The organism is Serratia sp. AS12 (assembly GCF_000214195.1).
Lineage (GTDB): Bacteria > Pseudomonadota > Gammaproteobacteria > Enterobacterales > Enterobacteriaceae > Serratia > Serratia plymuthica.
Window position 1 is genome coordinate 451,056 of record NC_015566.1, and the last position, 23,266, is coordinate 474,321.

At 53.8% G+C, this 23,266-nt stretch carries 25 protein-coding genes and 2 tRNA genes; 17 read left to right on the forward strand and 10 right to left on the reverse strand.

Annotated features, from left to right (window positions below; genetic code table 11):
* The first annotated feature begins 32 nt into the window (after positions 1 to 32).
* Entirely contained in the window at positions 33 to 1,586 is a 1,554-nt protein-coding gene (locus SERAS12_RS02085; protein ID WP_013811263.1) for a methyl-accepting chemotaxis protein, read from the forward strand.
* 42 nt (positions 1,587 to 1,628) lie between these two features.
* Here the strand turns inward: SERAS12_RS02085 and fbp are convergent, their stop codons facing one another.
* Complete coding sequence (fbp, locus tag SERAS12_RS02090; RefSeq protein ID WP_004952791.1) at positions 1,629 to 2,633, reverse strand: class 1 fructose-bisphosphatase; 1,005 nt, start codon at positions 2,631 to 2,633, stop codon at positions 1,629 to 1,631.
* Positions 2,634 to 2,802: 169 nt separating this feature from the next.
* Between fbp and mpl the strand changes: the two genes are divergently transcribed.
* Positions 2,803 to 4,182 carry a UDP-N-acetylmuramate:L-alanyl-gamma-D-glutamyl-meso-diaminopimelate ligase gene (gene mpl / locus SERAS12_RS02095; protein ID WP_013811264.1) on the forward strand — a complete coding sequence of 460 codons (1,380 nt, stop codon included), beginning with the start codon at positions 2,803 to 2,805 and terminating at the stop codon, positions 4,180 to 4,182.
* Positions 4,183 to 4,373: 191 nt separating this feature from the next.
* On the opposite strand, the gene yhcN (SERAS12_RS02100) is transcribed toward mpl, so the two are convergent.
* The 3 genes from yhcN (SERAS12_RS02100) to argR form a co-directional block, all read right to left on the reverse strand.
* Entirely contained in the window at positions 4,374 to 4,637 is a 264-nt protein-coding gene (yhcN, locus tag SERAS12_RS02100) for a peroxide/acid stress response protein YhcN (RefSeq protein WP_013811265.1), read from the reverse strand.
* 123 nt (positions 4,638 to 4,760) lie between these two features.
* The gene (gene yhcN, locus SERAS12_RS02105) at positions 4,761 to 5,024 is read right to left on the reverse strand and encodes a peroxide/acid stress response protein YhcN (RefSeq protein ID WP_006323257.1); all 264 of its coding nucleotides are present in this window, start codon (positions 5,022 to 5,024) and stop codon (positions 4,761 to 4,763) included.
* A gap of 405 nt (positions 5,025 to 5,429) precedes the next feature.
* Positions 5,430 to 5,900, reverse strand: coding sequence for a transcriptional regulator ArgR (gene argR / locus SERAS12_RS02110; protein ID WP_004952803.1), 471 nt, complete (start codon positions 5,898 to 5,900; stop codon positions 5,430 to 5,432).
* A gap of 466 nt (positions 5,901 to 6,366) precedes the next feature.
* Between argR and mdh the strand changes: the two genes are divergently transcribed.
* On the forward strand, positions 6,367 to 7,305 hold the full coding sequence (gene mdh / locus SERAS12_RS02115; protein WP_013811266.1) for a malate dehydrogenase: 939 nt from the start codon (positions 6,367 to 6,369) through the stop codon (positions 7,303 to 7,305).
* A gap of 67 nt (positions 7,306 to 7,372) precedes the next feature.
* Here the strand turns inward: mdh and SERAS12_RS02120 are convergent, their stop codons facing one another.
* On the reverse strand, positions 7,373 to 7,633 hold the full coding sequence (locus SERAS12_RS02120; protein WP_004952809.1) for a helix-turn-helix transcriptional regulator: 261 nt from the start codon (positions 7,631 to 7,633) through the stop codon (positions 7,373 to 7,375).
* 183 nt (positions 7,634 to 7,816) lie between these two features.
* Between SERAS12_RS02120 and SERAS12_RS02125 the strand changes: the two genes are divergently transcribed.
* Positions 7,817 to 8,167, forward strand: coding sequence for a DNA-binding protein (locus SERAS12_RS02125; RefSeq protein ID WP_013811267.1), 351 nt, complete (start codon positions 7,817 to 7,819; stop codon positions 8,165 to 8,167).
* A 51-nt stretch (positions 8,168 to 8,218) separates the two neighbouring features.
* Here the strand turns inward: SERAS12_RS02125 and ispB are convergent, their stop codons facing one another.
* Positions 8,219 to 9,190: an octaprenyl diphosphate synthase gene (ispB, locus tag SERAS12_RS02130; protein ID WP_013811268.1), complete on the reverse strand. Its 972-nt coding sequence runs from the start codon at positions 9,188 to 9,190 to the stop codon at positions 8,219 to 8,221.
* Between the two features lie 269 nt (positions 9,191 to 9,459).
* Here ispB and rplU point away from each other — a divergent pair, with 269 nt between their 5' ends.
* From rplU to cgtA, 4 genes are all read left to right on the forward strand, one after another.
* Complete coding sequence (gene rplU, locus SERAS12_RS02135) at positions 9,460 to 9,771, forward strand: 50S ribosomal protein L21 (RefSeq protein ID WP_004933561.1); 312 nt, start codon at positions 9,460 to 9,462, stop codon at positions 9,769 to 9,771.
* A 17-nt stretch (positions 9,772 to 9,788) separates the two neighbouring features.
* On the forward strand, positions 9,789 to 10,046 hold the full coding sequence (rpmA, locus tag SERAS12_RS02140; RefSeq protein ID WP_004933559.1) for a 50S ribosomal protein L27: 258 nt from the start codon (positions 9,789 to 9,791) through the stop codon (positions 10,044 to 10,046).
* A 105-nt stretch (positions 10,047 to 10,151) separates the two neighbouring features.
* On the forward strand, positions 10,152 to 11,123 hold the full coding sequence (locus SERAS12_RS02145) for a DMT family transporter (RefSeq protein WP_041416530.1): 972 nt from the start codon (positions 10,152 to 10,154) through the stop codon (positions 11,121 to 11,123).
* A 16-nt stretch (positions 11,124 to 11,139) separates the two neighbouring features.
* The gene (gene cgtA, locus SERAS12_RS02150; protein WP_013811270.1) at positions 11,140 to 12,312 is read left to right on the forward strand and encodes an Obg family GTPase CgtA; all 1,173 of its coding nucleotides are present in this window, start codon (positions 11,140 to 11,142) and stop codon (positions 12,310 to 12,312) included.
* Between the two features lie 52 nt (positions 12,313 to 12,364).
* Here cgtA and pmrB read toward each other — a convergent pair whose 3' ends face one another.
* The 3 genes from pmrB to dacB are packed head-to-tail and all read right to left on the reverse strand — an operon-like array spanning position 12,365 to position 15,530.
* A complete protein-coding gene (pmrB, locus tag SERAS12_RS02155) occupies positions 12,365 to 13,429 on the reverse strand; it encodes a two-component system sensor histidine kinase PmrB (RefSeq protein WP_013811271.1) in 1,065 nt (354 codons plus the stop codon).
* A complete protein-coding gene (pmrA, locus tag SERAS12_RS02160; protein ID WP_004952828.1) occupies positions 13,426 to 14,088 on the reverse strand; it encodes a two-component system response regulator PmrA in 663 nt (220 codons plus the stop codon). The genes pmrB and pmrA overlap by 4 nt, the downstream gene beginning before the upstream one ends.
* An 8-nt stretch (positions 14,089 to 14,096) precedes the next feature.
* The gene (gene dacB, locus SERAS12_RS02165) at positions 14,097 to 15,530 is read right to left on the reverse strand and encodes a serine-type D-Ala-D-Ala carboxypeptidase (RefSeq protein ID WP_004952830.1); all 1,434 of its coding nucleotides are present in this window, start codon (positions 15,528 to 15,530) and stop codon (positions 14,097 to 14,099) included.
* 257 nt (positions 15,531 to 15,787) lie between these two features.
* On the opposite strand from dacB, the gene greA reads away from it, so the two are divergent.
* On the forward strand, positions 15,788 to 16,264 hold the full coding sequence (greA, locus tag SERAS12_RS02170) for a transcription elongation factor GreA (protein ID WP_004952832.1): 477 nt from the start codon (positions 15,788 to 15,790) through the stop codon (positions 16,262 to 16,264).
* A 114-nt stretch (positions 16,265 to 16,378) separates the two neighbouring features.
* Here greA and yhbY read toward each other — a convergent pair whose 3' ends face one another.
* On the reverse strand, positions 16,379 to 16,672 hold the full coding sequence (gene yhbY / locus SERAS12_RS02175; RefSeq protein WP_004933536.1) for a ribosome assembly RNA-binding protein YhbY: 294 nt from the start codon (positions 16,670 to 16,672) through the stop codon (positions 16,379 to 16,381).
* 143 nt (positions 16,673 to 16,815) lie between these two features.
* On the opposite strand from yhbY, the gene rlmE reads away from it, so the two are divergent.
* The 8 genes from rlmE to rimP all read left to right on the forward strand — a co-directional run bounded on the left by rlmE (position 16,816) and on the right by rimP (position 23,263).
* Positions 16,816 to 17,445, forward strand: a complete 630-nt coding sequence (gene rlmE / locus SERAS12_RS02180) for a 23S rRNA (uridine(2552)-2'-O)-methyltransferase RlmE (RefSeq protein WP_004952836.1) — start codon at positions 16,816 to 16,818, stop codon at positions 17,443 to 17,445.
* 56 nt (positions 17,446 to 17,501) lie between these two features.
* A complete protein-coding gene (gene ftsH, locus SERAS12_RS02185) occupies positions 17,502 to 19,433 on the forward strand; it encodes an ATP-dependent zinc metalloprotease FtsH (protein ID WP_041415851.1) in 1,932 nt (643 codons plus the stop codon).
* A 92-nt stretch (positions 19,434 to 19,525) separates the two neighbouring features.
* A complete protein-coding gene (gene folP, locus SERAS12_RS02190) occupies positions 19,526 to 20,359 on the forward strand; it encodes a dihydropteroate synthase (RefSeq protein WP_013811273.1) in 834 nt (277 codons plus the stop codon).
* 7 nt (positions 20,360 to 20,366) lie between these two features.
* The gene (gene glmM, locus SERAS12_RS02195; protein ID WP_013811274.1) at positions 20,367 to 21,704 is read left to right on the forward strand and encodes a phosphoglucosamine mutase; all 1,338 of its coding nucleotides are present in this window, start codon (positions 20,367 to 20,369) and stop codon (positions 21,702 to 21,704) included.
* Between the two features lie 251 nt (positions 21,705 to 21,955).
* A complete protein-coding gene (gene secG, locus SERAS12_RS02200; RefSeq protein WP_004952849.1) occupies positions 21,956 to 22,291 on the forward strand; it encodes a preprotein translocase subunit SecG in 336 nt (111 codons plus the stop codon).
* A gap of 78 nt (positions 22,292 to 22,369) precedes the next feature.
* A tRNA-Leu gene (locus SERAS12_RS02205) sits at positions 22,370 to 22,456 on the forward strand.
* Positions 22,457 to 22,516: 60 nt separating this feature from the next.
* Positions 22,517 to 22,593: transfer RNA gene (locus SERAS12_RS02210), tRNA-Met, on the forward strand.
* 217 nt (positions 22,594 to 22,810) lie between these two features.
* Positions 22,811 to 23,263 (forward strand): ribosome maturation factor RimP, encoded by a 453-nt coding sequence (gene rimP / locus SERAS12_RS02215; protein ID WP_071880476.1) that lies wholly within the window; start codon positions 22,811 to 22,813, stop codon positions 23,261 to 23,263.
* Positions 23,264 to 23,266: the final 3 nt, after the last annotated feature.

A 23,266-nucleotide genomic window follows, 5' to 3' on the forward strand; every position in this document is an offset into this window, starting at 1 on the left:
GATCTCACTATTTCTGAAGCCGGGAAGAACTCATGCTAAAAAAGATTACGGTGAAGGCCGGGCTGATTGCCCTGCTGAGCCTGACGACGCTGTTGCTGATTATGGTCAGCATGATTGGCGTCAACGCGATTAATGAAGGGTCGCGCTCGCTACACACACTGAACCAGATCCTGGGGGAGGAACTGGGATCGCTGGCCAGCAGTTCCAACCTGACACTGCGCGCCAGAACTGCCGCTTCGCTGGCGGTGCGTCAGCGGGAAATCGGCCAGATTGAGGTCTCCGACGCTACGGTAGGCCGTATCTATGATTACATCGAGCAGTCGAAGCACGAAATGGGGAGCTTCGTCGGCGTCGGCACCGTCACAGAACGCGGGCGTGAACTGTCTACCCGTTTGCAAAACAGCTACCGGGCTTATCTGGAACAGGGGGTCAGGCCGATGGCTGACGCCATCAAGGCCGGCAAGGTCGATGACTATTACGAGATTCAGGAAACCCGGATTTCGGCCCTGAGTATCGCCTTCGAAAAAGACCTCAGCGATTTCCGCAGCTTTGCCATGAAGGTGGGGCAGCAGCGGGTGGATGAGGCGGAAAATAATGCCAGCACCAAAATCACCCTGATCGTGATTGCCGGCTTGCTCAGCATACTGTTGGCGGTACTGGCCTGGTTTGCCCTGCGGGTGATTATCCTGCGTCCCCTCGATGAATCTATCGACCAACTGGAATATATTGCCAGCGGTGACCTGACGCACCGAATTACCGGTGAAGGAGACACCGAGATGGGCCGTCTGGTGCGCGCCATGCAACGAATGCAACAGGCGTTGGTCGGCTCGGTCAGCAAGGTGCGCGATGCCAGCAGCCAGATTGATACCGGCTCACGTGAGCTGGCTGCCGGTAACTTGCATCTGGCGCAGCGTACCGAAGAGTCCGCAGCCTCGCTGGAAGAAACGGCGGCCAGCATGGAACAACTGACCTCGACGGTGAAAATGAACGCCGAGAATTGCGAGCAGGCTAACCAGCTGGCGCTGAGCGTATCCGATATCGCCAACCAAGGCAGCGAGGTGGTCAGCCAGGTGATGGACAAGATGCAGGCGATTACCGACAGCTCGCGGCGCATCGCCGATATCATCAGCGTGATGGATGGCATTGCCTTCCAGACCAATATTCTGGCGCTGAATGCGGCGGTTGAAGCGGCACGCGCCGGTGAACAGGGGCGCGGTTTCGCGGTAGTGGCCGGTGAGGTGCGCAGCCTGGCACAGCGCAGTGCGCAGTCGGCGAAAGAGATCAAAGGGTTGATCGAAGCGTCGCAGAATCGGGTGCAGGAAGGTGAGCAAATGGCGGAGTCTGCGGCGAAAACCATGAACGGCATTACCGGCGAAGTAGGCCGCGTGACGGCGCTGATGCGGGAAATTTCGGCGGCTACCCGGGAACAAAGCAGCGGTATTGAGCAGGTGAATCTGGCGGTGGCCCAGATGGATCAGGTCGCGCAACAAAACGCTGCGTTGGTCGAAGAGTCTGCGGCGGCGACGCGTTCGCTGGAAGAGCAGGCTCAATTGCTGGCGCAGAGCATGGCAGCGTTCAAATTATGATGGAGTGACAGGGGGCGGTATGCCGCCCCCTGAAGAGAGGCTTTACTCGTCCGGGTTTTCGGCGATAAAGCGCTCGGCGTCTTCAACCATGGATTTGGTGCCCACGAAGAACGGTGCACGCTGGTGCAGTTTCACCGGGGTAATGTCCAGAATACGGTTTTTACCGTCGCTGGCTTTACCGCCGGCCTGTTCCGCCAGGAACGCCATCGGGTTGCATTCATACAGCAGGCGCAGCTTGCCTTGCGGGTGGCTGGCGGTGCTTGGATAAATGTAGATGCCGCCTTTCAGCAGGTTGCGGTGGAAGTCGGCAACCAGTGAACCAATGTAGCGTGAGGTGTAAGGGCGTTGTGTCGCTTCGTCCTGCTCCTGGCAATACTTGATGTATTTCTTCACGCCGCGAGGGAACTTGATGTAGTTGCCTTCGTTGATGGAATACATGTTGCCGGTGGCAGGGTAACGCACTTTCTCATGGGAGAGGCAGAACACGCCCAGAGACGGATCGTAAGTAAAGGCATGCACGCCATAACCGGTGGTGTACACCAGCATGGTGGATGAACCATAAACCACGTAGCCGGCTGCAACCTGGGCACTGCCTGGCTGCAGGAAATCTTCTTCGGTCACGGGAGTGCCGACCGGGGTGATGCGACGATAGATAGAGAAAATAGTACCGACCGAGACGTTGACATCAATGTTGGACGAACCGTCCAACGGATCCATCAACACCACATACTTGCCATTTTCAGCCCGCTCGCCATCGAAAATCACGATTTCATCTTCTTCTTCAGAAGCGATACCCGCAACTTCACCGCGTGCTTTCAACGCAGCTTTCAGCTTTTCGTTGGCGAACAGGTCCAGTTTCATCTGGACTTCACCCTGTACGTTGGAAATGCCGCTGGTGCCGAGGATATCAACCAGACCCGCTTTGTTGATGTCGCGGTGGATGATTTTGGCGCCCAGTTTAATTGCAGAAAGTAACGCAGTCAGCTCGCCGGTGGCGTGAGAGAAGTCGTGCTGTTTCTCGACGATAAATTCGCCTAACGTTTTCATGACACAATCCCTGAATCTACGGATGGGTAGCGGTTTGTTAACAAACCGCCAACGTATTCGCGAGCAGTGTAGCCCAAAGATGAGCGCTATTCATAGGCAAATCCATTTCTTCTGGACGATTCTGAGCGGTAGAATAAGGTAACATTCGACGTACTCAATTGAGAAAACTATGCGCATTCACATTCTTGGGATCTGTGGCACCTTTATGGGCGGGCTGGCGGTACTGGCTCGTTCGTTGGGACATGAGGTGACCGGCTCTGACGCTAATGTCTATCCGCCGATGAGCACGCTGTTGGAGAAAGAGGGGATCGACCTGATCCAGGGTTACGATCCGGCTCAGTTGGATCCCGTGCCGGATCTGGTGATCATCGGCAACGCCATGACACGCGGTAACCCGTGCGTGGAGGCGGTGCTGGAGCAAGGTATCCCTTATGTTTCCGGCCCGCAATGGCTGCATGACTATGTACTGCGCGATCGCTGGGTGTTAGCGGTTGCCGGGACCCACGGCAAGACTACCACCGCCGGCATGGCAACCTGGATCCTGGAAGCCTGCGGTTATCAGCCCGGCTTTGTCATCGGTGGCGTGCCGGGGAACTTCGACGTTTCCGCACGCTTGGGTGGCAGCCCGTTCTTTGTGATCGAGGCCGATGAGTACGACTGTGCGTTCTTCGACAAGCGCTCCAAGTTTGTTCATTACAGCCCGCGTACGCTGATCATGAACAATCTGGAGTTTGATCACGCCGATATCTTCGACGATCTGAAAGCGATCCAGAAGCAGTTCCACCACTTGGTGCGTCTGGTGCCGGGCAAGGGCAAGATCATTTTGCCTGATAACGACAGTCACCTGAAACAGGTGATGGCGATGGGCTGCTGGAGCGAGCAGGAGTTGGTCGGGGAAGAGGGCGCATGGCGGGCGCACAAGCTGACGCCGGACGCCAGCCACTATGAAGTGTTCCTCAATGGCGAAAAGGCGGGTGAGGTGAAATGGGCGCTGGTGGGCGAACACAATATGCATAATGGCCTGATGGCCATTGCTGCCGCACGTCACGTTGGCGTGCAGCCTGCGGACGCCTGCGTCGTGCTCGGCGATTTCATCAATGCCCGTCGCCGCCTGGAATTGCGCGGTGAAGCCAATGGCGTCACGGTGTATGACGATTTTGCGCATCACCCAACGGCGATCCTGGCGACCCTGGCCGCTCTGCGCGGCAAAGTGGGCGGCACCGCCCGTATTCTGGCGGTGCTTGAGCCGCGTTCCAATACCATGAAAATGGGCATCAGCAAGAACGATTTGGCGCCATCGCTTGGCCGTGCCGATGAGGTATTCCTGTTCCAGCCGCACCATATCCCCTGGCAGGTGGCGGAAGTGGCCGAAGCCTGCGTGCAGCCGGCCCACTGGAGTGCCGATCTCGGTACGTTGGTGGATATGATTGTGAGAACCGCCCAGCCGGGTGACCATATCCTGGTGATGAGCAACGGTGGGTTCGGCGGGATCCACGATCGGCTGCTGGAAGCACTGGCCAACAAGCCAGAGCCGAAAGTCACCTACTGATCGACAGGGTTGATTCGAGAAAGGGCCGTTTGCGGCCCTTTTTTTCGCCTATAAAAAAGCCCTCGCGAGCGAGGGCAACGGGGTTCGTCGGATAGGACGACGAGATTTCTTCAGAGAATCAGTGGTTACCACAGAACTCGGCAGTGGCAGTGACGAGGGTAATCAGTTCGGCAACCGCGCTCTCTGAATTGTTATTTGTAGATTTCGGCAGTCGCGTGCCAGTTGCCGTTTTCGTAGGCTTCGATCACTCGGTACGCTTTAGCGCCTTGTTTATCGGCTTTGTCGGACAGCGCCTGACGAATATCCGAAGGTGCACCGGCGACGCCATTGGCGGTGATGGTGCCGACAGACTGAAGATCGCCGGCCTGATCGTTGGTGATCAGCGTAGCGGCTGAAGCGCCGAACGAAAGGGCAGACATCAGGCTAATTGCAGCGAGGGTAATTTTCATGTTCATGGTCGTGGGTCCTGTTGCGATAACAGCCAGGAAGGGCTTTACAGCGTTTATTATTCTTGAAAGCTGTTATCGGTAATGCTGGTTTCCAGAGATTTATTGCCCGTTGCCGGGTAATGCCGGGTCTTATTTATAGATTTCAGCCGTAGCGTGGTAGTTGCCTTCGTTACGTGCTTCGATCACACGGTAAGCGGTCGCACCACGGGCATCGGCTTTTTCAGACAGCGCCTGACGGATGTCTGAAGGGGTGCCGGCAATGCCGCTGACGGTAATGGTGCCTGCGGACTGCAGTTTTGCTGCCTGATCTGCATCAACGGATTGTGCTGCAAATGCACCAAAGGAAAGCACAGATAGGAGGCTTAGTGTTGCAACTGTAGCTTTAATTTTCATGATCTCACCTTATCGTATTCTTTTATCAGTTCCAATGAACTGTGATTTACGTCACGGAAATGAGTATACATCTAGTAACTCTAAAAATTAATAGCTGGCTAACAGTTTCTAGTGAAACTTTATTATGGCGCCTCTTATTTTTAATAACCATATGGAATAAAAATCGCTCATAAAACGATCTTTTGATGTTAAATTTATGTAATTTCAATAAGGTAAGTGTCTTTGACCAAACGTGCGGAAGCGTGCAGCAGCTATCGCTGGCTTTGTATAAATGTCATTGGAATGTGTCGCAACAAGGCGGAAATCGGGTTTTAAACGTGGTAGGGCGTGAGGGAAAGGTAAAGACAGGGTTAAAGAAGCGCTAACAAAACGCGACCGTCAGCCGCATTTTGTTAGCGTTGAGCATCATAACTCTTGTTCGAACAGCGACAGGATGGCTTCGTACAGTTGGCGAGCGGTAAAGCTGCTGGCCGGGGTAACGAAAATGGTGTCGTCACCGGCGATGGTGCCGAGTATGCCCTCGGATTTACCCAGGGAATCCAGCAGGCGGGCGATCAGCTGTGCGGCGCCGGGGCTGGTATGAATGACCACTACGGCATCGTTATGATCGACATCCAGCACCAAATTCTTCAGTGGGCTGGTGGTGGTCGGCACGCCGAGTTCGGCCGGAAGGCAATACACCATTTCCATTTTGGCATTGCGGGTACGCACCGCGCCAAACTTGGTCAGCATGCGCGATACTTTGGATTGGTTGATGTTTTCGAAGCCTTCTTCTTGCAGCGCCAAAACGATCTCGCCTTGAGAACTGAATTTTTCTTCTTTCAATAACGCTTTAAACGCCTTGATCAGATCTTCCTGCTTTGCGGGATTACGCATTTTGCACCGTGGAATGTTGACAATAGAAGTGATTATTATGCATATAAATGAATTTTTATGCAATAAAAGGACGTCCGAAGACAACAATGCTGCCCGGACAATGAGGAAAGGGCGGGATTTTAACAAAATCCGTACCCCATGAATATGCCCTTTCAGCGACCGAAAAAGCGGCCTGTGGCGGTAAAGAAAATGTTATTAAAATGATGTTGTTCTGATGTTGTGTAAGGGTGTAATGTAACCGCCGGTTAACTTGCTTGTGAATAACCTCGCACTATTTTTGATTAATGTGCGCTATGCCCTTAATGTGTAAGCCATTTAATTTAAAATGAGCGCGACATCGGCTGTTTTATTGCGCCAGCTCCCAAACAGACTGTTAAGAGATTGTTTTTAAAGGTGTAATAATTTAAGGTCCGTAACCAACATATTCACGGTGCTTTATATATTTAAGATAATAAAGGAGTATAGGATGAAAGTTGCAGTTCTCGGTGCTGCTGGCGGTATCGGCCAGGCCCTCGCCCTTCTACTCAAAACCCAGCTTCCTTCAGGTTCTGAACTCTCTCTCTACGACATTGCCCCCGTTACCCCAGGCGTTGCCGTCGACTTAAGCCACATCCCTACCGCAGTTAAAATCAAAGGCTTCAGCGGCGAAGATGCTACTCCAGCTCTGCATGGTGCCGACGTAGTGCTGATTTCTGCTGGCGTTGCGCGTAAACCTGGTATGGATCGTTCAGATCTGTTCAATGTCAACGCAGGCATCGTGCGTAATCTGATCCAGCAAGTGGCAACAACCTGCCCGAAAGCTTGCATCGGCATTATCACCAACCCAGTAAACACCACCGTGGCAATCGCGGCAGAAGTGCTGAAGAAAGCCGGTGTTTATGACAAAAACAAACTGTTTGGCGTGACCTCGCTGGATATCATCCGTTCCAACACCTTCGTGGCTGAGCTGAAAGGCAAACAGCCGGAAGAGTTGAACGTGCCGGTTATCGGCGGGCATTCTGGCGTGACCATTCTGCCACTGTTGTCACAGATCCCGGGCGTGAGCTTTACCGACCAGGAAGTGGCGGATCTGACCAAGCGTATCCAGAATGCGGGTACTGAAGTGGTTGAAGCCAAAGCCGGCGGCGGGTCCGCAACTCTGTCAATGGGTCAGGCGGCGGCGCGTTTCGGTCTGTCTCTGGTTCGTGCGCTGCAAGGTGAAAAAGGCGTGGTGGAATGCGCTTATGTGGAAGGTGACGGCAAATATGCCCGCTTCTTCGCACAACCGCTGCTGCTGGGCAAAAACGGCGTAGAAGAACGTAAAGACATCGGTACTCTGAGCGCGTTCGAGCAGAAAGCGTTGGAAGAGATGCTGGATGTTCTGCATAAAGATATCGAGCTGGGCGAAAAGTTTATCAATAACTGATCAACCCAGAACGCATGAGTATGCACAAACCGCCGGACATCGCACCGGCGGTTTTTTTATGCCCGAATCATGACCTGATACGGGCTTTTCGATTCAGCAGGTCGTTGGTGTGCGGATCGAAATAGCGGCTTGGCCAGATCTCTGCAGGATGGATGTCCAGCGCTTCGGCAATCAGCCATTCCCCTTTTGGCCAGGGCCGCGATAGCGCGTTTGCCAGCGTTGATGAACTAAGCCCCGCTTTGCGGGATACCGCCGCCAATGTCGTTCCCTTCTTACGTAAAGCTGCAATGATATCCGCCGGATGCCAGTCCTTGTTCCTTGAATTCATGTTTGCATTCCCTTTTTTGATTAGCGAAAGTTCTGTTAGTGGTATAACTAACAGGTCAAGATTAATCGTTTGAACAACATGAAACGCTTATACGGAAATTAGAATACCACTAAATTTCCAAAAAAAATATCTCATTAATTTCTAAAAAAATATCTTTGCACATTTTCCTCAGAGATCATGGCTATGAAAAAAGAGTGGTTTGCCGCCAAGGAACTTACAGGCATTGCAGGATTACCCTCTTCACCACAGGGAATAAATTTGATGGCGCGTCGTGATGGCTGGATCAGCCGCCGACGTAAAGGCGTGCAGGGAAAGGCGCTGGAATATCATATTGACAGCTTACCGTCAGGTACGCGCAACTTACTGATGATGAAAGAAGATCCGGCTATTTATGACATTGAGCGAAAGGATCCGTTGGCGGTATGGATTGAATATTACTATCACCTGACGGAAACCGAGCGTGACAAAGTATTGGCGTTCCTGATGCGTGAAGGCATAGGCAGCCTGCTGGCGCGTATTACAGAGGGGAAATGAAAACAGACCCGCGCCGCGGGTCTGTAGAAACTGCTGAAGGTCTTTTGTTTCTCAAAAATCTCGCTGAACCGCAAGGTGTGCTAATCCTTCCAGCGCGGAGCGATGAGGCGATTCAGGCAGAACCTGCAGCGCGTCAATTGCCTTATCGGCCTCTTCTTCGGCACGTTGGCGGGTATATTCAAGCGAACCGCACTGTTGCATGGCCTGTAAAACCGGTTCCAACAGATGACGGCCGCTGCCTTGCTCAATGGCCTCACGGATCATGGCCGTTTGCGCGCTGTTGCCGTTACGCATGGCGTGCAGCAAGGGCAGTGTGGGTTTCCCTTCGTTCAGATCGTCACCGGTATTTTTACCCAGGGTGCTGCCGTCGGCGCTGTAATCGAGCAGATCGTCGATCAACTGGAAAGCGGTGCCGAGATAGCGGCCGTAATCCTGCAGCGCTTTTTCTTCTGCTTCGCTGGCCTCTGAAAGGATCGCCGACGACTGCGCCGCCGCTTCAAACAGACGAGCGGTTTTGCTGTAGATTACCCGCATATAGCTTTCTTCAGTGATGTCCGGATCGTTCACGTTCATTAACTGCAGCACTTCACCTTCAGCAATGACGTTGACCGCTTCGGACATCAGCGCCAGCACGCGGAGTGATTCCAGGCTGGTCATCATCTGGAAAGCGCGGGTATAAATGAAGTCGCCCACCAGCACGCTGGCAGCATTGCCGAACGCGGCATTGGCGGTAGCCTTGCCGCGCCGCATGTCGGATTCATCCACCACGTCATCATGCAGCAGAGTCGCGGTATGAATGAATTCGATCAGTGCGGCAACGGTAATGTGCTTATCACCCTGATAATGCAATGCCCGCGCCGCCAGAACGGCGATCATCGGGCGGATGCGTTTACCGCCACCGCTGATAATGTAATAGCCAAGCTGATTGATGAGTGTGACATCGGAATTCAGCTGTTCGAGAATTGTTGCGTTCACGGCCGCCATATCTTGCGCGGTTAACTCGGTAATTTGCTCTAGGTTCATTGTATTTTTTTCAGCTGTGTTTCTCTTCACCGCGTTGAGATCGCTGCTCACATCGGTACATGGCGGTAACTGTCCTCCTGATTGTACTTGAAAAACGGCTCAGATAAACGCCATGAAAGAAACTGTGCTTTTTTTCTTCTTTTTTCTGCTTCTGGTCTTATTCTGCTCTTGTCATATGCGGGATTATTGCGTAGAATTCGCGCCCTATTGTGAATATTTATAGCGCGCTCTGTACTAAACAGTTGGGCACGCGGAAAGCGGAGTTTTATATGTACGCGGTTTTCCAAAGTGGTGGTAAACAACACCGAGTAAGCGAAGGTCAGACCGTTCGCTTGGAAAAGCTGGACATCGCAACTGGTGAAGCGGTTGAGTTTGACCAGATTCTGATGATCGCTAATGGCGAAGATATCAAAATCGGCGTTCCTTTCGTCGATGGCGGTAAGATCAAAGCTGAAGTAGTTGCTCACGGTCGTGGCGAGAAAATTAAGATTGTTAAGTTTCGTCGTCGTAAGCACCACCGTAAGCAGCAGGGCCACCGTCAGTGGTTCACTGACGTTAAAATCACCGGCATCAGCGCTTAAGTTAGGAGAGCGGATTAATGGCACACAAAAAGGCTGGCGGCTCGACTCGTAACGGTCGCGATTCAGAAGCTAAACGTCTGGGCGTAAAACGCTTTGGCGGCGAAGCAGTACTGGCAGGCAGCATCATCGTTCGTCAGCGCGGCACCAAATTCCACGCTGGTACCAACGTGGGTTGCGGCAAAGACCACACTCTGTTTGCTTTGAAAGACGGTAAAGTCAAGTTCGAAGTTAAAGGCCCGAGCAATCGTAAATTCATCAGCATCGAAGCTGAATAATTTTCCGAGCCTTACTAAATAGATGTAAGCCCCGCAACTCGTTGCGGGGCTTTTTACATTTATGGGCTGCTTATGTACCGGTCCGTCAGCGTTGGCAAAGGTAAGATGGAAACGAAACAGCAGGTCGGAATTGGCATTTCTCTGGCGGTGACTACGGCGATTTGCTGGGGTGCGTTGCCGATTGCGATGAAAGAAGTGCTGGTAGTGATGGATCCGTTTACCATCGTTTGGTATCGATTTACCCTTGCTGCACTCGGCCTGGGAACCATTCTGGCGATACGCGGCAGGTTGCCCCCGGTAAAAATGTTCCGTCAGCCGCGCTGGCTGTTAATACTGGCTGTCGCCACTGCGGGCCTGTTGGGGAACTTTATCTTCTTCAGTTCTTCGCTACAGTATCTCAGCCCGACGGCATCGCAGGTGATCGGCCAGCTGTCGCCGGTGGGTATGATGTTCGCCAGCGTATTGATTTTAAAAGAACGCATGCGTATCACCCAAGTGATTGGCGCGCTAATGTTGATCTGTGGGCTGATGCTGTTTTTCAATGTCAGCCTGATTGAGATCTTCACCCGCCTGACGGATTACACCCTTGGGGTGCTGTTGGGCGTCTGTGCGGCGATGGTTTGGGTGACTTATGGCGTTGCGCAGAAAGTATTGCTGCGTCGATTGGCCTCGCCGCAGATCCTGGTAATGTTGTACACTTTATGTGCAGTGGCGCTGTTCCCTCTGGCCCGGCCAGAGCTGATTTCCCAGCTCAGTGGTTGGCAATTGGCCTGCTTGCTGTTTTGTGGCGCCAACACATTGATTGGCTACGGCGCACTGGCGGAAGCCATGGCGCGCTGGCAGGCGGCGCAGGTGAGTGCGTTAATCACGCTGACGCCGCTGTTTACCCTGCTGTTTTCAGATTTATTGGCGCTGGCCTGGCCACACGTATTCGCCGCCCCGGCATTGAATGCCGTCGGCTATATCGGTGCTTTCGTGGTGGTAGCGGGCGCCATGTTTTCCGCAATTGGTCACCGGTGGTGGCCGCGACGGGCAGAAACCAACCTGGTTGCTCCTTTAAAGCAGCCCGGTGAATGATTTACGGAGACGGTAAATGAAGTTTGTAGATGAAGCAGCGATTTTGGTCGTTGCAGGTGACGGTGGTAATGGTTGTGTCAGCTTCCGCCGCGAAAAGTATATCCCGAACGGTGGGCCGGATGGCGGCGACGGCGGTGACGGCGGTGACGTCTATCTGCTGGCGGACGAAAACCTCAATACGTTGATCGACTACCGCTTTGAGAAATCTTTCCGTGCCGAACGCGGCCAGAACGGTCAGAGCCGTGATTGTACCGGTAAGCGTGGCAAAGACATTACCGTCAAGGTGCCGGTCGGTACTCGTGTGCAGGATCAGGGCACCGGCGAGATCCTCGGTGACATGACCCGCCACGGCCAACAACTGATGGTCGCTAAAGGCGGTTGGCACGGTTTGGGCAACACCCGTTTCAAATCCTCGGTTAACCGTGCACCGCGTCAGAAGACGCTGGGTACTGCCGGTGAAGCCCGCGATATCTTGCTGGAGCTGCTGCTGCTGGCCGATGTCGGCATGCTCGGCCTGCCTAATGCCGGCAAGTCGACCTTTATCCGCGCGGTTTCCGCCGCCAAGCCAAAGGTTGCCGACTATCCGTTTACCACTCTGGTGCCAAGCCTGGGCGTGGTGCGTATGGATCACGAGCAGAGCTTTGTGGTAGCCGATATTCCGGGGCTGATTGAAGGTGCATCCGACGGTGCCGGCCTGGGTATCCGTTTCCTGAAGCATCTGGAGCGTTGCCGCGTGCTGTTGCACCTGGTGGATATTGCCCCGATCGACGAATCCAATCCGATAGAAAATGCCAAAATCATCATCAACGAGCTGAACCAATACAGCGAAAACCTGGCGCAGAAGCCACGCTGGCTGGTGTTCAACAAAGTTGACCTGGTAGGTGCGGAAGAAGCGGCCGAACGCGCCAAGGCGATCGCAGAGGGCATGGGTTGGGAAGGTAAGTACTACATGATCTCCGCCGCCAACCGCGAAGGTGTCAATGCGCTGTGCTGGGACGTGATGAACTTTATCAACACCCAACCGAAAGCTATGGCGATCGAAGAAAGCGCACCTGAGAAAGTCGAGTTCATGTGGGACGATTACCACCGTGAACAGCTCGCGGAAGTGGAAGCCGAAGCGGATGACGATTGGGATGACGACTGGGACGAAGATGACGACGAAGGCGTCGAGATCGTTTACCAGAAATAATCTTGCGAAGAGAAGGGCTCAGTTCACAAAACTGGGCCCTTTTTTATTGACGTTATCTGTCCAGCACGTTTTCAGGCAGCCAGCATTGGGCATTCAGCCCACTGGCATCCTGCCGATTTTCCAGCGTCAGATGCCCCTGATGCAACTGCACGATACGGGTTACGATGTTCAGACCTAGCCCACTGCCGCCATAACGCTGGTCCATACGGCGGAACGCCTGAGTGAGCTCGCTCGCCATCTTGTCTTTAACGCCCGGGCCTTCATCGATCACCTGCAACAGGTGGCCGCGGTCCTGCGGTATAAGCTTAACCTGAATGAGGCTGCCTTCGGGGCTGTAGCGGTGCGCATTCTCCACCAGGTTGCGCAGCAAGAGACGCAGCAGCACCGGATCGCCATGGATTTGCGCCTCCGCAGGGAGTCGCCATAACAACTTTTGTTCGCGTTGAGCGGCCAACTCTTCAAGCTCTTCCCTCAGTGGCTGGATCACATCTTTCACCCAGTCAAAACGTTGATAGTGCCCGCTGGCAAAATCCTGCCCGGCGCGCGACAGCATCAGCAGCTGTTCGACGGTATGCATCAGTTGGTCAATACGGTTAATCAGCGGTTTGCTTTGCTCAATACCCTGTTTTTCCATGAGTTCCAGATGCAGACGGATCCCCGCTAACGGCGTGCGTAGCTCATGCGCCGCATCGGCGGTGAACAGCCGCTCCTGCTGGATGGTGTTGTCCAGGCGTGAGAAAAGTTGATTGAGTGCGGTGGTGACCGCTTTCATTTCCAGGCTGTCACTGTTAAGGGGCAGTGGGGTCAGGTTATCGGCGGAACGTTTCTCCAACCGTTGTTGCAGCTGGTTGAGCGGGCGGATAATCCAGCTAATGGCCCAGAATGAGGCGAGCAACGTGACGATCATCATGATCAGAGAAGGGGCGAGCAGCGAAGCTATCGCTTCGGCGATTTCGGTGTCTACGCGCTCGGTACGAATCTTGGCCGACAGCGTTTCATCCACCAGGAAGCTGATTTGTTCCTGGCTTTCATGCCACAACCAAAAGGCGCTGATAAGCTGGGTGACCAGGAGGATCAGCGCCAGCATCAACAACAGACGACGGCGCATGCTGATCATGATGAGGATTCCAGGCGATAACCGATACCGCGGACGGTGCGGATGCGATCCTTGCCCAATTTGCGGCGCAGGTTATGGATATGCACTTCCAGCGTATTGGAGCCTAAATCATCCTGCCAGGTGTAAAGGTCCTGTTGCAGCAGTTCACGATTGACCGTTTGCCCGGCGCGCATCATCAGGCGAGACAGGATGGCGAACTCTTTTGGCGTGACTTCAACCGGCTGCTGTTGAACGTAAACCTGCTGGCTGGAAAGATTGAGCTGGAGATCGTCGAGTTGCATGAGGTTGTCGCTGTGGCCCTGATAGCGGCGGATTAAGGCGCGAACCCGCGCCTGCAGCTCAACCAGCGCGAAGGGCTTCACCAGGTAATCGTCAGCACCGGCGTCCAGCCCGTCGACACGGTCTTCCAGTGCATCTCGGGCGGTGAGGATTAGCACCGGCAAGTCGACTTGCTGACGGCGCCACTGTCGCAGCAGGCTGGCGCCGTCCTGGTCGGGCAGACCGAGATCGAGGATGATCATGCTGTATTGGCTGGTAATGAGCAGCGCATTGGCTTGCGCCGCCGTAGCGGCGCAGTCGCAGGCATAACCTTCGTTGGCCAATGCCAGCGCCAGCCCTTGCTGCAACAGCTCATCGTCTTCAACAATCAGCAGTTTCATCCTGATCCTCAGTTATTCTGATAAATATCCCGGTACAAGCGGCTTTCGAAACGCACCAGAGGAGCGCGACGCTGTTTCTGATCTTCCGGCGGCACGGCATAACCCGACAGGTATTGCACGAAAGCAAAACGTTGGCCGCTGGCGGTGGTGATAAAGCCCGCCAGGTTATACACGCCCTGCAGTGCGCCGGTTTTGGCGGAAACCTTGCCATCGACACCGGCTTCGTGCAGCCCGCCACGGTAGCGCAGCGTGCCGTCGTAGCCCGACAGCGGCAGCATCGAAATAAAGTTCAGTTCGCTGTCATGCTGCGCGATGTATTGCAACGCTTGCATCATGGTCGCCGGGGCCAGCAGGTTATGACGCGAGAGGCCAGAACCGTCCACCACAATGCTGTTGCCCAGATCGACTCCGGCTTTTTGACGCAGCACCTGACGTACGGCATCTGCGCCGGCGCGCCAGGTACCCGGAACGCCGAAACGTTCATGGCCGATAGTGCGGAACACGGTATCGGCGATCATGTTGTCCGATTTCTTCAACATGATTTTCAGCAGTTCGTGCAATGGTGCCGATTGCGTCTGCGCAATCACCGTACCGGCCAGGCCAGGCTGGGTCTGGCGTTTCAGGTGGCCATCTATCTGGATACCGGCTTGCGTCAGCTCATCTTTCAGGATAGCCCCGGCATAGCTGGCTCCGTCCTGAATGGCGAACGCCAGCGGCAGCGGATCGCTGCGTTGGGTCAGGCAGCCGGTCAGGGTAAAGCGGTTCAATTCGCCCGGCACTACGTCCAGCTCACAGTATTGGGCGTCCGCAGAGCCTCTCGCCAATGTTCGCACCTGGCTGAACATGTTGACCGGGTAATAAGAGGCTACGCGTATAAAGGCCATATCGCCCGGGTTTGGCGCACTGTACAGCGATACCGAGAAGCAGTTGCGATCGACGATCGCCGCTGCCGGCGGTGCGCTGAAGCACTGCGTCAGATCGTTCCACGGCCAGCCTGGGGCTTTGTCGTGGCTGGCGAATACCGACGTGTCGACCAGCACGTCGCCGGTAATCTGGCGCACGCCCTGTTTTTTCAGGATCGCCACCATATTACGCAGGCTTTGGCGTTTAAAGGTCGGGTCGCCGCTGAAGCGGGCGATCAGATTGCCGCGCAGCACGCCGTCGCTGATATCGCCCTGGCTTTCCAGCGTGGTGGTGAAACGATAGTCGGGGCCGAGCTGCAACAAGGCAGCCAGCGCCGTCAGCACCTTTTGGGTACTGGCCGGTAACGCCATTTGCTGTGAATGATAATCGATGGTCGGCGCATCGGCGCCGATCTTCTGAACTACCAGGGCAAGGTTGGCCCCATCAGGCAAATATTGTGTGTAATCTTCCACCGGGGCCGCATTTGCATTCAGAACAAATGCGCAAGCCAATGCACTGACAATTCGTGAAAAACGCATAATCTCGGGATAACAGCTGGATAACGTGCCGCCATACTACGGTGCATTCAGGGAGAAAGTAAACGATGACCCTCAAGGAACTCTACGCTAAAATGCGTATCAAAATGCAAAATCGATCCTGACTTGGGCGAATGTCCCGAGTCAGGCTTCTTTTGTTTGTCGCCTGGAGGCGGGGGGGCATACACCCACCGTTTTTTCATTCGAACACGTCAGGACGACGGCTATTTGAACAGGAAAGATTTAGAGGTATTTACTATATGAAACAGATTCCGATGACCTTGTTTGGCGCTGAAAAATTGCGCGAAGAGCTTGAATATCTGAAGGGCGTGCGCCGTCCGAAAATCATTGCGGACATCGCGACTGCCCGTGAACACGGCGATTTGAAAGAAAACGCAGAGTACCATGCGGCTCGTGAGCAGCAGGGTTTTTGCGAAGGACGTATTCAGGAAATTGAAGCCAAACTGTCGAACGCGCAAGTGATCGACATCACCAAGATGCCAAACAATGGCCGCGTGATTTTTGGCTCCACCGTTTCGGTGATGAATCTGGATAGCGAAGAAGAAGTGACTTACCGAATCGTGGGTGACGATGAGGCCGACTTCAAGAAAAATCTGATTTCGGTAAATTCACCGATGGCGCGCGGTTTGATCGGTAAAGAGCAAGACGATGTGGTCGTCATTAAAACCCCGGGCGGCGATGTAGATTACGAGATCCTGAAGGTTGAATATCTCTGATATACGCCCGATCGTTCAGAAATTCGCCAGGGTTTTGTAAAGAAAGGAAAAAGGCCGCATGCGGCCTTTTATCTGAGTCAGGTGCATGGCACCTTTTCGTTAACCCAATGCTTATTAACGCGGTAGACTGATCTTGCGCTCTTTCGAAGGGCGGTAAAGAATAAGCGTACTGCCGATGACTTGCACGTTGCAGGCACCCGTTTCACGTACGATAGCGTCGGCGATCAGGGTTTTGGTTTCGCGATCTTCAGCAGCGATTTTTACCTTGATCAGCTCATGATGCTCCAGAGCCTGTTCAATTTCAGCCAGCACCCCTTCGGTGAGACCGTTATTACCCAGCATGACAACCGGTTTTAACGGGTGCGCCAAGCCTTTCAGGTGCTGTTTTTGTTTATTATTCAGATTCATTGTCTTTTTTGCTTAAGTTGGGATTGAAAACGGTACATTCTACCGCCATCTCATGTATATCACCAAATCGGTCTTCACCGGTGTGAGTCTACGTGAGCAGCGAACCTGACATAAGACTCTTTTTATGATAGTTGGAAAACGAGATGGCTAATAAAAAGCGTTCTGCTAGCTCCAGTCGCTGGTTACAAGAACACTTTAGCGATAAATATGTGCAACAGGCGCAGAAAAAAGGGCTGCGTTCGCGCGCCTGGTTTAAACTTGATGAAATACAGCAGAGTGACAAGCTATTTAAACCCGGCATGACCGTAGTGGATTTAGGCGCAGCGCCGGGCGGTTGGTCGCAGTATGTAGTCACGCAGATCGGCGGTAACGGTCGTATCATCGCCTGTGATATTTTGCCAATGGATCCTATCGTTGGTGTCGATTTCCTTCAGGGCGATTTTCGTGATGAACTGGTCCTTAAAGCTCTGTTGGAACGTGTAGGTGAAAGTAAGGTTCAGGTGGTTATGTCTGACATGGCCCCGAATATGAGTGGCACTCCGGCCGTCGATATTCCAAGATCGATGTATCTGGTGGAATTAGCACTGGGAATGTGTCGTGATGTCCTCGCGCCAGGCGGAAGTTTCCTGGTGAAGGTGTTCCAGGGAGATGGCTTTGACGAGTACCTACGGGAAATTCGCTCCCTGTTTACGAAGGTTAAGATTCGTAAGCCAGACGCTTCCCGCGCACGTTCGCGCGAAGTGTACATTGTAGCGACAGGGCGCAAGCTGTAGTACCCTAACGCTGTTTGTTAACACAGTTGTAATATGAGGTTAATCCCTTGAGTGACATGGCGAAAAACCTAATTCTCTGGTTAGTCATCGCGGTAGTGTTGATGTCTGTATTCCAGAGCTTTGGGCCCAGCGAGTCGAATGGCCGTAGGGTGGATTACTCTACCTTCATGTCCGAGCTGACCCAGGACCAGGTTCGCGAAGCGCGAATCAACGGACGTGAAATTAACGTTACCAAGAAAGACAGTAACAAATACACGACCTACATCCCTGTCAACGATCCTAAGTTGCTTGATACGTTGTTGACGAAAAATGTGAAAGTTGTTGGTGAACCGCCTGAAGAGCCGAGTTTGCTGGCTTCTATCTTCATTTCATGGTTCCCGATGCTGTTGCTGATTGGGGTTTGGATCTTCTTCATGCGGCAGATGCAGGGCGGCGGCGGCAAGGGCGCGATGTCCTTCGGCAAGAGCAAGGCCCGTATGCTGACGGAAGACCAGATCAAAACCACTTTTGCTGACGTTGCCGGTTGTGATGAAGCAAAAGAAGAAGTGAGCGAACTGGTGGAATACCTGCGCGAGCCGAGCCGTTTCCAGAAGTTGGGCGGCAAGATCCCTAAAGGCGTGCTGATGGTTGGCCCTCCAGGGACCGGTAAAACGCTGTTGGCGAAAGCTATCGCCGGCGAGGCAAAAGTGCCGTTCTTCACCATTTCCGGCTCCGACTTCGTGGAAATGTTCGTAGGTGTTGGTGCTTCTCGTGTGCGTGACATGTTCGAACAGGCCAAGAAAGCGGCACCGTGCATCATCTTTATCGATGAAATCGACGCCGTCGGTCGCCAACGTGGCGCCGGTCTGGGTGGCGGTCACGATGAACGTGAGCAAACGCTGAACCAGATGCTGGTTGAAATGGACGGCTTTGAAGGCAACGAAGGCATTATCGTCATCGCTGCGACCAACCGTCCTGACGTACTTGACCCGGCATTGCTGCGTCCAGGCCGTTTCGACCGCCAGGTTGTTGTTGGTCTGCCAGACGTACGTGGTCGTGAGCAGATCCTGAAAGTGCACTCCCGTCGCGTGCCGTTGGCGCCGGATGTTGATGCTTCAGTACTGGCTCGTGGTACTCCAGGCTTCTCCGGGGCTGACCTGGCTAACCTGGTCAACGAAGCGGCACTGTTCGCTGCCCGTGGCAACAAACGCGTTGTGTCGATGGTTGAGTTCGAAAAAGCCAAAGACAAGATCATGATGGGTGCGGAACGTCGCTCCATGGTGATGACCGAAGCGCAGAAAGAGTCGACCGCGTATCACGAAGCAGGCCACGCCATTATCGGCCGTCTGGTTCCTGAGCACGATCCGGTACACAAGGTAACCATTATTCCTCGTGGCCGTGCGTTGGGTGTTACCTTCTTCCTGCCGGAAGGCGATGCTATCAGCGCCAGCCGCCAGAAATTGGAGAGCCAAATCTCAACTCTGTACGGTGGCCGTCTGGCTGAAGAGATCATCTACGGGCCAGAGAAAGTCTCTACCGGTGCGTCGAACGACATTAAAGTGGCGACCTCGATTGCCCGCAACATGGTGACCCAATGGGGCTTCTCCGAGAAGCTGGGGCCATTGCTGTATGCGGAAGAAGAGGGCGAAGTGTTCCTGGGCCGTTCCGTGGCCAAGGCGAAACACATGTCGGACGAAACCGCGCGCATCATCGACCAGGAAGTTAAATCCCTGATCGAACGCAACTACATCCGTGCGCGTGCGTTGTTGATGGAAAATATGGACATCCTGCATTCAATGAAGGATGCACTGATGAAGTATGAAACCATCGATGCGCCTCAGATCGACGATCTGATGAACCGCAAAGACGTGCGTCCGCCAGCGGGTTGGGACGATGCGAGCAAAGGCAGCAACTCCGACAATGGCGGCACACCAAAAGCCCCAACGCCGGTAGATGAGCCACGCACGCCAAACCCAGGCAATACCCTGTCTGAACAGCTAGACAAGTAACTTTGGCTGTGTAATAACATCGAACCCCGGCATGCCGGGGTTTTTTATTGTCCGGCGGGCAGTGAACCAGGCAACAGTAAGGTGGATTAGTAATGCAGTTAACCGTGCGAGACACGACTTTCGATCTTTCCCATCCGCGGGTGATGGGGATCCTCAACGTAACCCCGGATTCTTTTTCTGACGGCGGCCAACACAACACTCTAAATCAGGCGTTATTGCATGCCCATGCCCTGATTTCGGCTGGTGCGACCATGATTGATGTGGGGGGCGAGTCGACCAGACCGGGAGCGGCAGAGGTTAGTGAAGACGAAGAGATCGCACGCGTAGTGCCTGTGGTGGAAGCCATTGCCCGGCGTTTTGAAGTCTTTATCTCGGTGGATACCTCGAAAGCCGGGGTGATCCGCGAGTCGGCTAAAGTGGGTGCGCATCTGATCAATGACGTTCGCTCGTTGCAGGAGCCGGGCGCGCTGGACGCAGCTGTGGCAAGCGGGCTGCCGGTGTGCCTGATGCACATGCAGGGTGAACCGCGCACCATGCAGCAGGCGCCGCACTATGATGACCTTATTGGTGATGTTAACGCCTTTTTCCAGCGACATATTGAACGCTGTAATGCCGCCGGGATTACAAATCAGAAATTGCTGCTCGACCCGGGATTCGGTTTCGGTAAGAATTTAGCGCACAATTATCAGCTTCTGGCCAGATTGTCAGAGTTTCATCACTTCGGCCTGCCGTTGTTGGTGGGGATGTCGCGTAAGTCGATGATTGGACAACTGCTGAACGTGCCCCCCGATCAGCGGGTCATCGGCAGCGTGGCCTGTGCGGTGATCGCCGCCATGCAGGGCGCACAGATTGTCAGAGTGCATGACGTTAAAGAAACCGTCGAGGCGATGCGTGTCGTCGAGGCAACACTTTCAGCTAAGGGATGACAGAGACATGAGCGAGCGCAAATATTTTGGTACCGACGGCATTCGTGGCAAGGTCGGTGATAGTCCTATTACCCCGGAATTCGTTCTGAAGCTGGGCTGGGCGGCGGGTAAGGTACTGGCACGTCACGGATCTCGCAAAATTATTATCGGCAAAGATACCCGCATCTCCGGCTATATGCTGGAGTCGGCGTTGGAAGCCGGGCTTGCCGCTGCGGGGTTATCCGCTTCTTTCACCGGCCCGATGCCGACGCCGGCGGTAGCGTATCTGACGCGTACCTTCCGTGCTGAAGCCGGTATTGTTATTTCGGCATCACATAACCCGTTTTACGACAACGGTATTAAATTCTTCTCCATTGATGGGGCTAAGCTGCCGGACGATGTTGAAGAAGCCATTGAAGCCGAAATGGAAAAGCCGCTGACCTGCGTGGAATCCTCCGAATTAGGCAAGGCTAGCCGGATCATCGACGCTGCCGGCCGCTATATCGAATTCTGCAAAGGCACCTTCCCGAGCGAATTGAGCCTGAAGGGCCTGAAAATCGTGGTGGACTGCGCCAACGGTGCGACCTATCACATTGCGCCAAGCGTACTGCGTGAGTTGGGTGCCACGGTGATTGCCATCGGCGTTGAGCCGGACGGCATGAATATCAATGAAAAGTGCGGGGCGACTGATGTTCGTCAATTACAGGAGCGCGTACTGCAGGAAAAAGCCCATGTCGGCCTGGCATTTGACGGTGACGGCGACCGCGTGATGATGGTTGATCACCTTGGCAACAAGGTCGATGGCGACCAAATCCTGTATATCATCGCTCGTGAAGGGCTGCGTCAGGGCCAGTTGCGCGGTGGCGCGGTCGGCACGCTGATGAGCAACATGGGTCTGGAATTGGCGCTCAAGCAGTTGGGCATCCCATTTGCACGTGCGAAAGTCGGCGACCGCTACGTACTGGAGAAGCTGCAGGAACTGGGATGGCGCATCGGTGCGGAAAACTCCGGCCACGTGATCCTGTTGGACAAAACCACTACGGGTGACGGCATCGTTGCCGGTCTGCAGGTGCTGACTGCGATTGTTCGTAACAGTATGAGTCTGCACGATCTGTGCAGCGGCATGAAACTGTTGCCGCAGATCCTGGTTAACGTGCGTTTTGTCGGCGAGCACAACCCGCTGGAATCTGAAGAGGTGCGTAAAGTCACCGAGCAGGTTGAAACCGAGTTGGCGGGCCGTGGCCGCGTTCTTTTGCGTAAATCAGGTACCGAACCGCTGATCCGCGTGATGGTGGAAGGTGAGGATGAACAGCAGGTTACCGCGCTGGCGCACCGTATCGCCGATGCTGTAAAGGCTGCCGGTTAACGGATCGCCGACAAGCCGGGGGCTGTTTGGGGCCCCCGGAAAACACAGTCTGCGAATTTTATTGGTGTTTTTTTCCGCAAACGCGCCAGCGGCTGCAAATTGCCCTTGCGCGGGTTAGCGGCTTTGGTTAGTATTCACACCCGCTTCAGTGGGCAGTTTGATACAACGCCTGCGACTTCTTAATAGAAAAGAAGCCTTTGGGGTGTGAAGCATTTGGCACGCGGTGAAGCCGCAAGGATACGGGTACAACTATGTACGAAGCTCTTCTGGTAATTTTCCTGCTGATCTCAATCGGGCTTGTTGCTCTGATTATGCTGCAGCAAGGTAAAGGCGCTGATATGGGAGCCTCATTCGGAGCAGGTGCATCTGGCACATTGTTCGGTTCGAGTGGTTCCGGTAACTTCATGACCCGCATGACGGCTATTTTGGCGGCATTGTTCTTCGTCATCAGTTTGATCCTGGGCAACCTGAGCACCAACCAGAGCAAGAAAGGCAGCGAGTGGGAAAACTTGGGTCAGCCAGTGAAATCTGAGCAGACTACCGCACCGGCAGCACCAACCAAGCCGAGCAGCGATATCCCACAGTAAGCGGCAAGCAGTAACAGAGTTTGAAAACGGTTGTTGTGACCTGGACAGGAATAACAGCCGTTAGCAGCAAGAATCAGTACCGAGGTGGTGGAATTGGTAGACACGCTACCTTGAGGTGGTAGTGCCCTAACGGGCTTGTGGGTTCGAGTCCCATCCTCGGTACCAAATCCCAGAGATAACTTGCAATTTTGCAATTATCGGCGTAATATTTGCCACGTTTTCGGACGCGGGGTGGAGCAGCCTGGTAGCTCGTCGGGCTCATAACCCGAAGGTCGTCGGTTCAAATCCGGCCCCCGCAACCACTTTCCTTTAAGTGTTTATTTTCAAATACACTTTTCGATTGAATTCCGCTTTTCTCGAACAACATTTGAAAATGACACTTGTTAGAAAGTTGCACCGAAGCCGCTTTGCGGCAAACAGGGTCCAGTTGCATAAAGCCCCGAATTTTCGGGGTTTTTTGTTATTTGGCAACAGAATCACTGGGCTATTAGGCCCTTTTTTTATGTCTTGGGGGTGGGCTTGTCCACATTAGAGCAAAAATTAACAGAGATGCTTTCGGCACCGGTAGAAGCGTTGGGCTTTGAGCTTGTAGGCATCGAATTTATTCGTGCGCGCCAATCGACGCTCCGTATCTATATTGATAGTGAAAACGGCATCAATGTTGACGATTGTGCTGATGTCAGCCACCAGGTCAGCGCTGTATTGGACGTCGAAGAGCCAATCACAGTCGCTTACAACTTGGAAGTCTCCTCTCCTGGCCTTGATCGCCCGATGTTCACCGCTGAGCACTATACTCGTTTCCTCGGTGAAGACGTCAGCCTGGTCCTGCGCATGGCCGTACAGAACCGTCGCAAATGGCAGGGCATTATCAAGTCTGTCGATGGCGAGATGATCACGGTTACTGTGGAAGGGAAAGATGAAGTGTTCGCGCTGAGCAACATCCAGAAAGCGAACCTGGTACCCCACTTTTAAAGT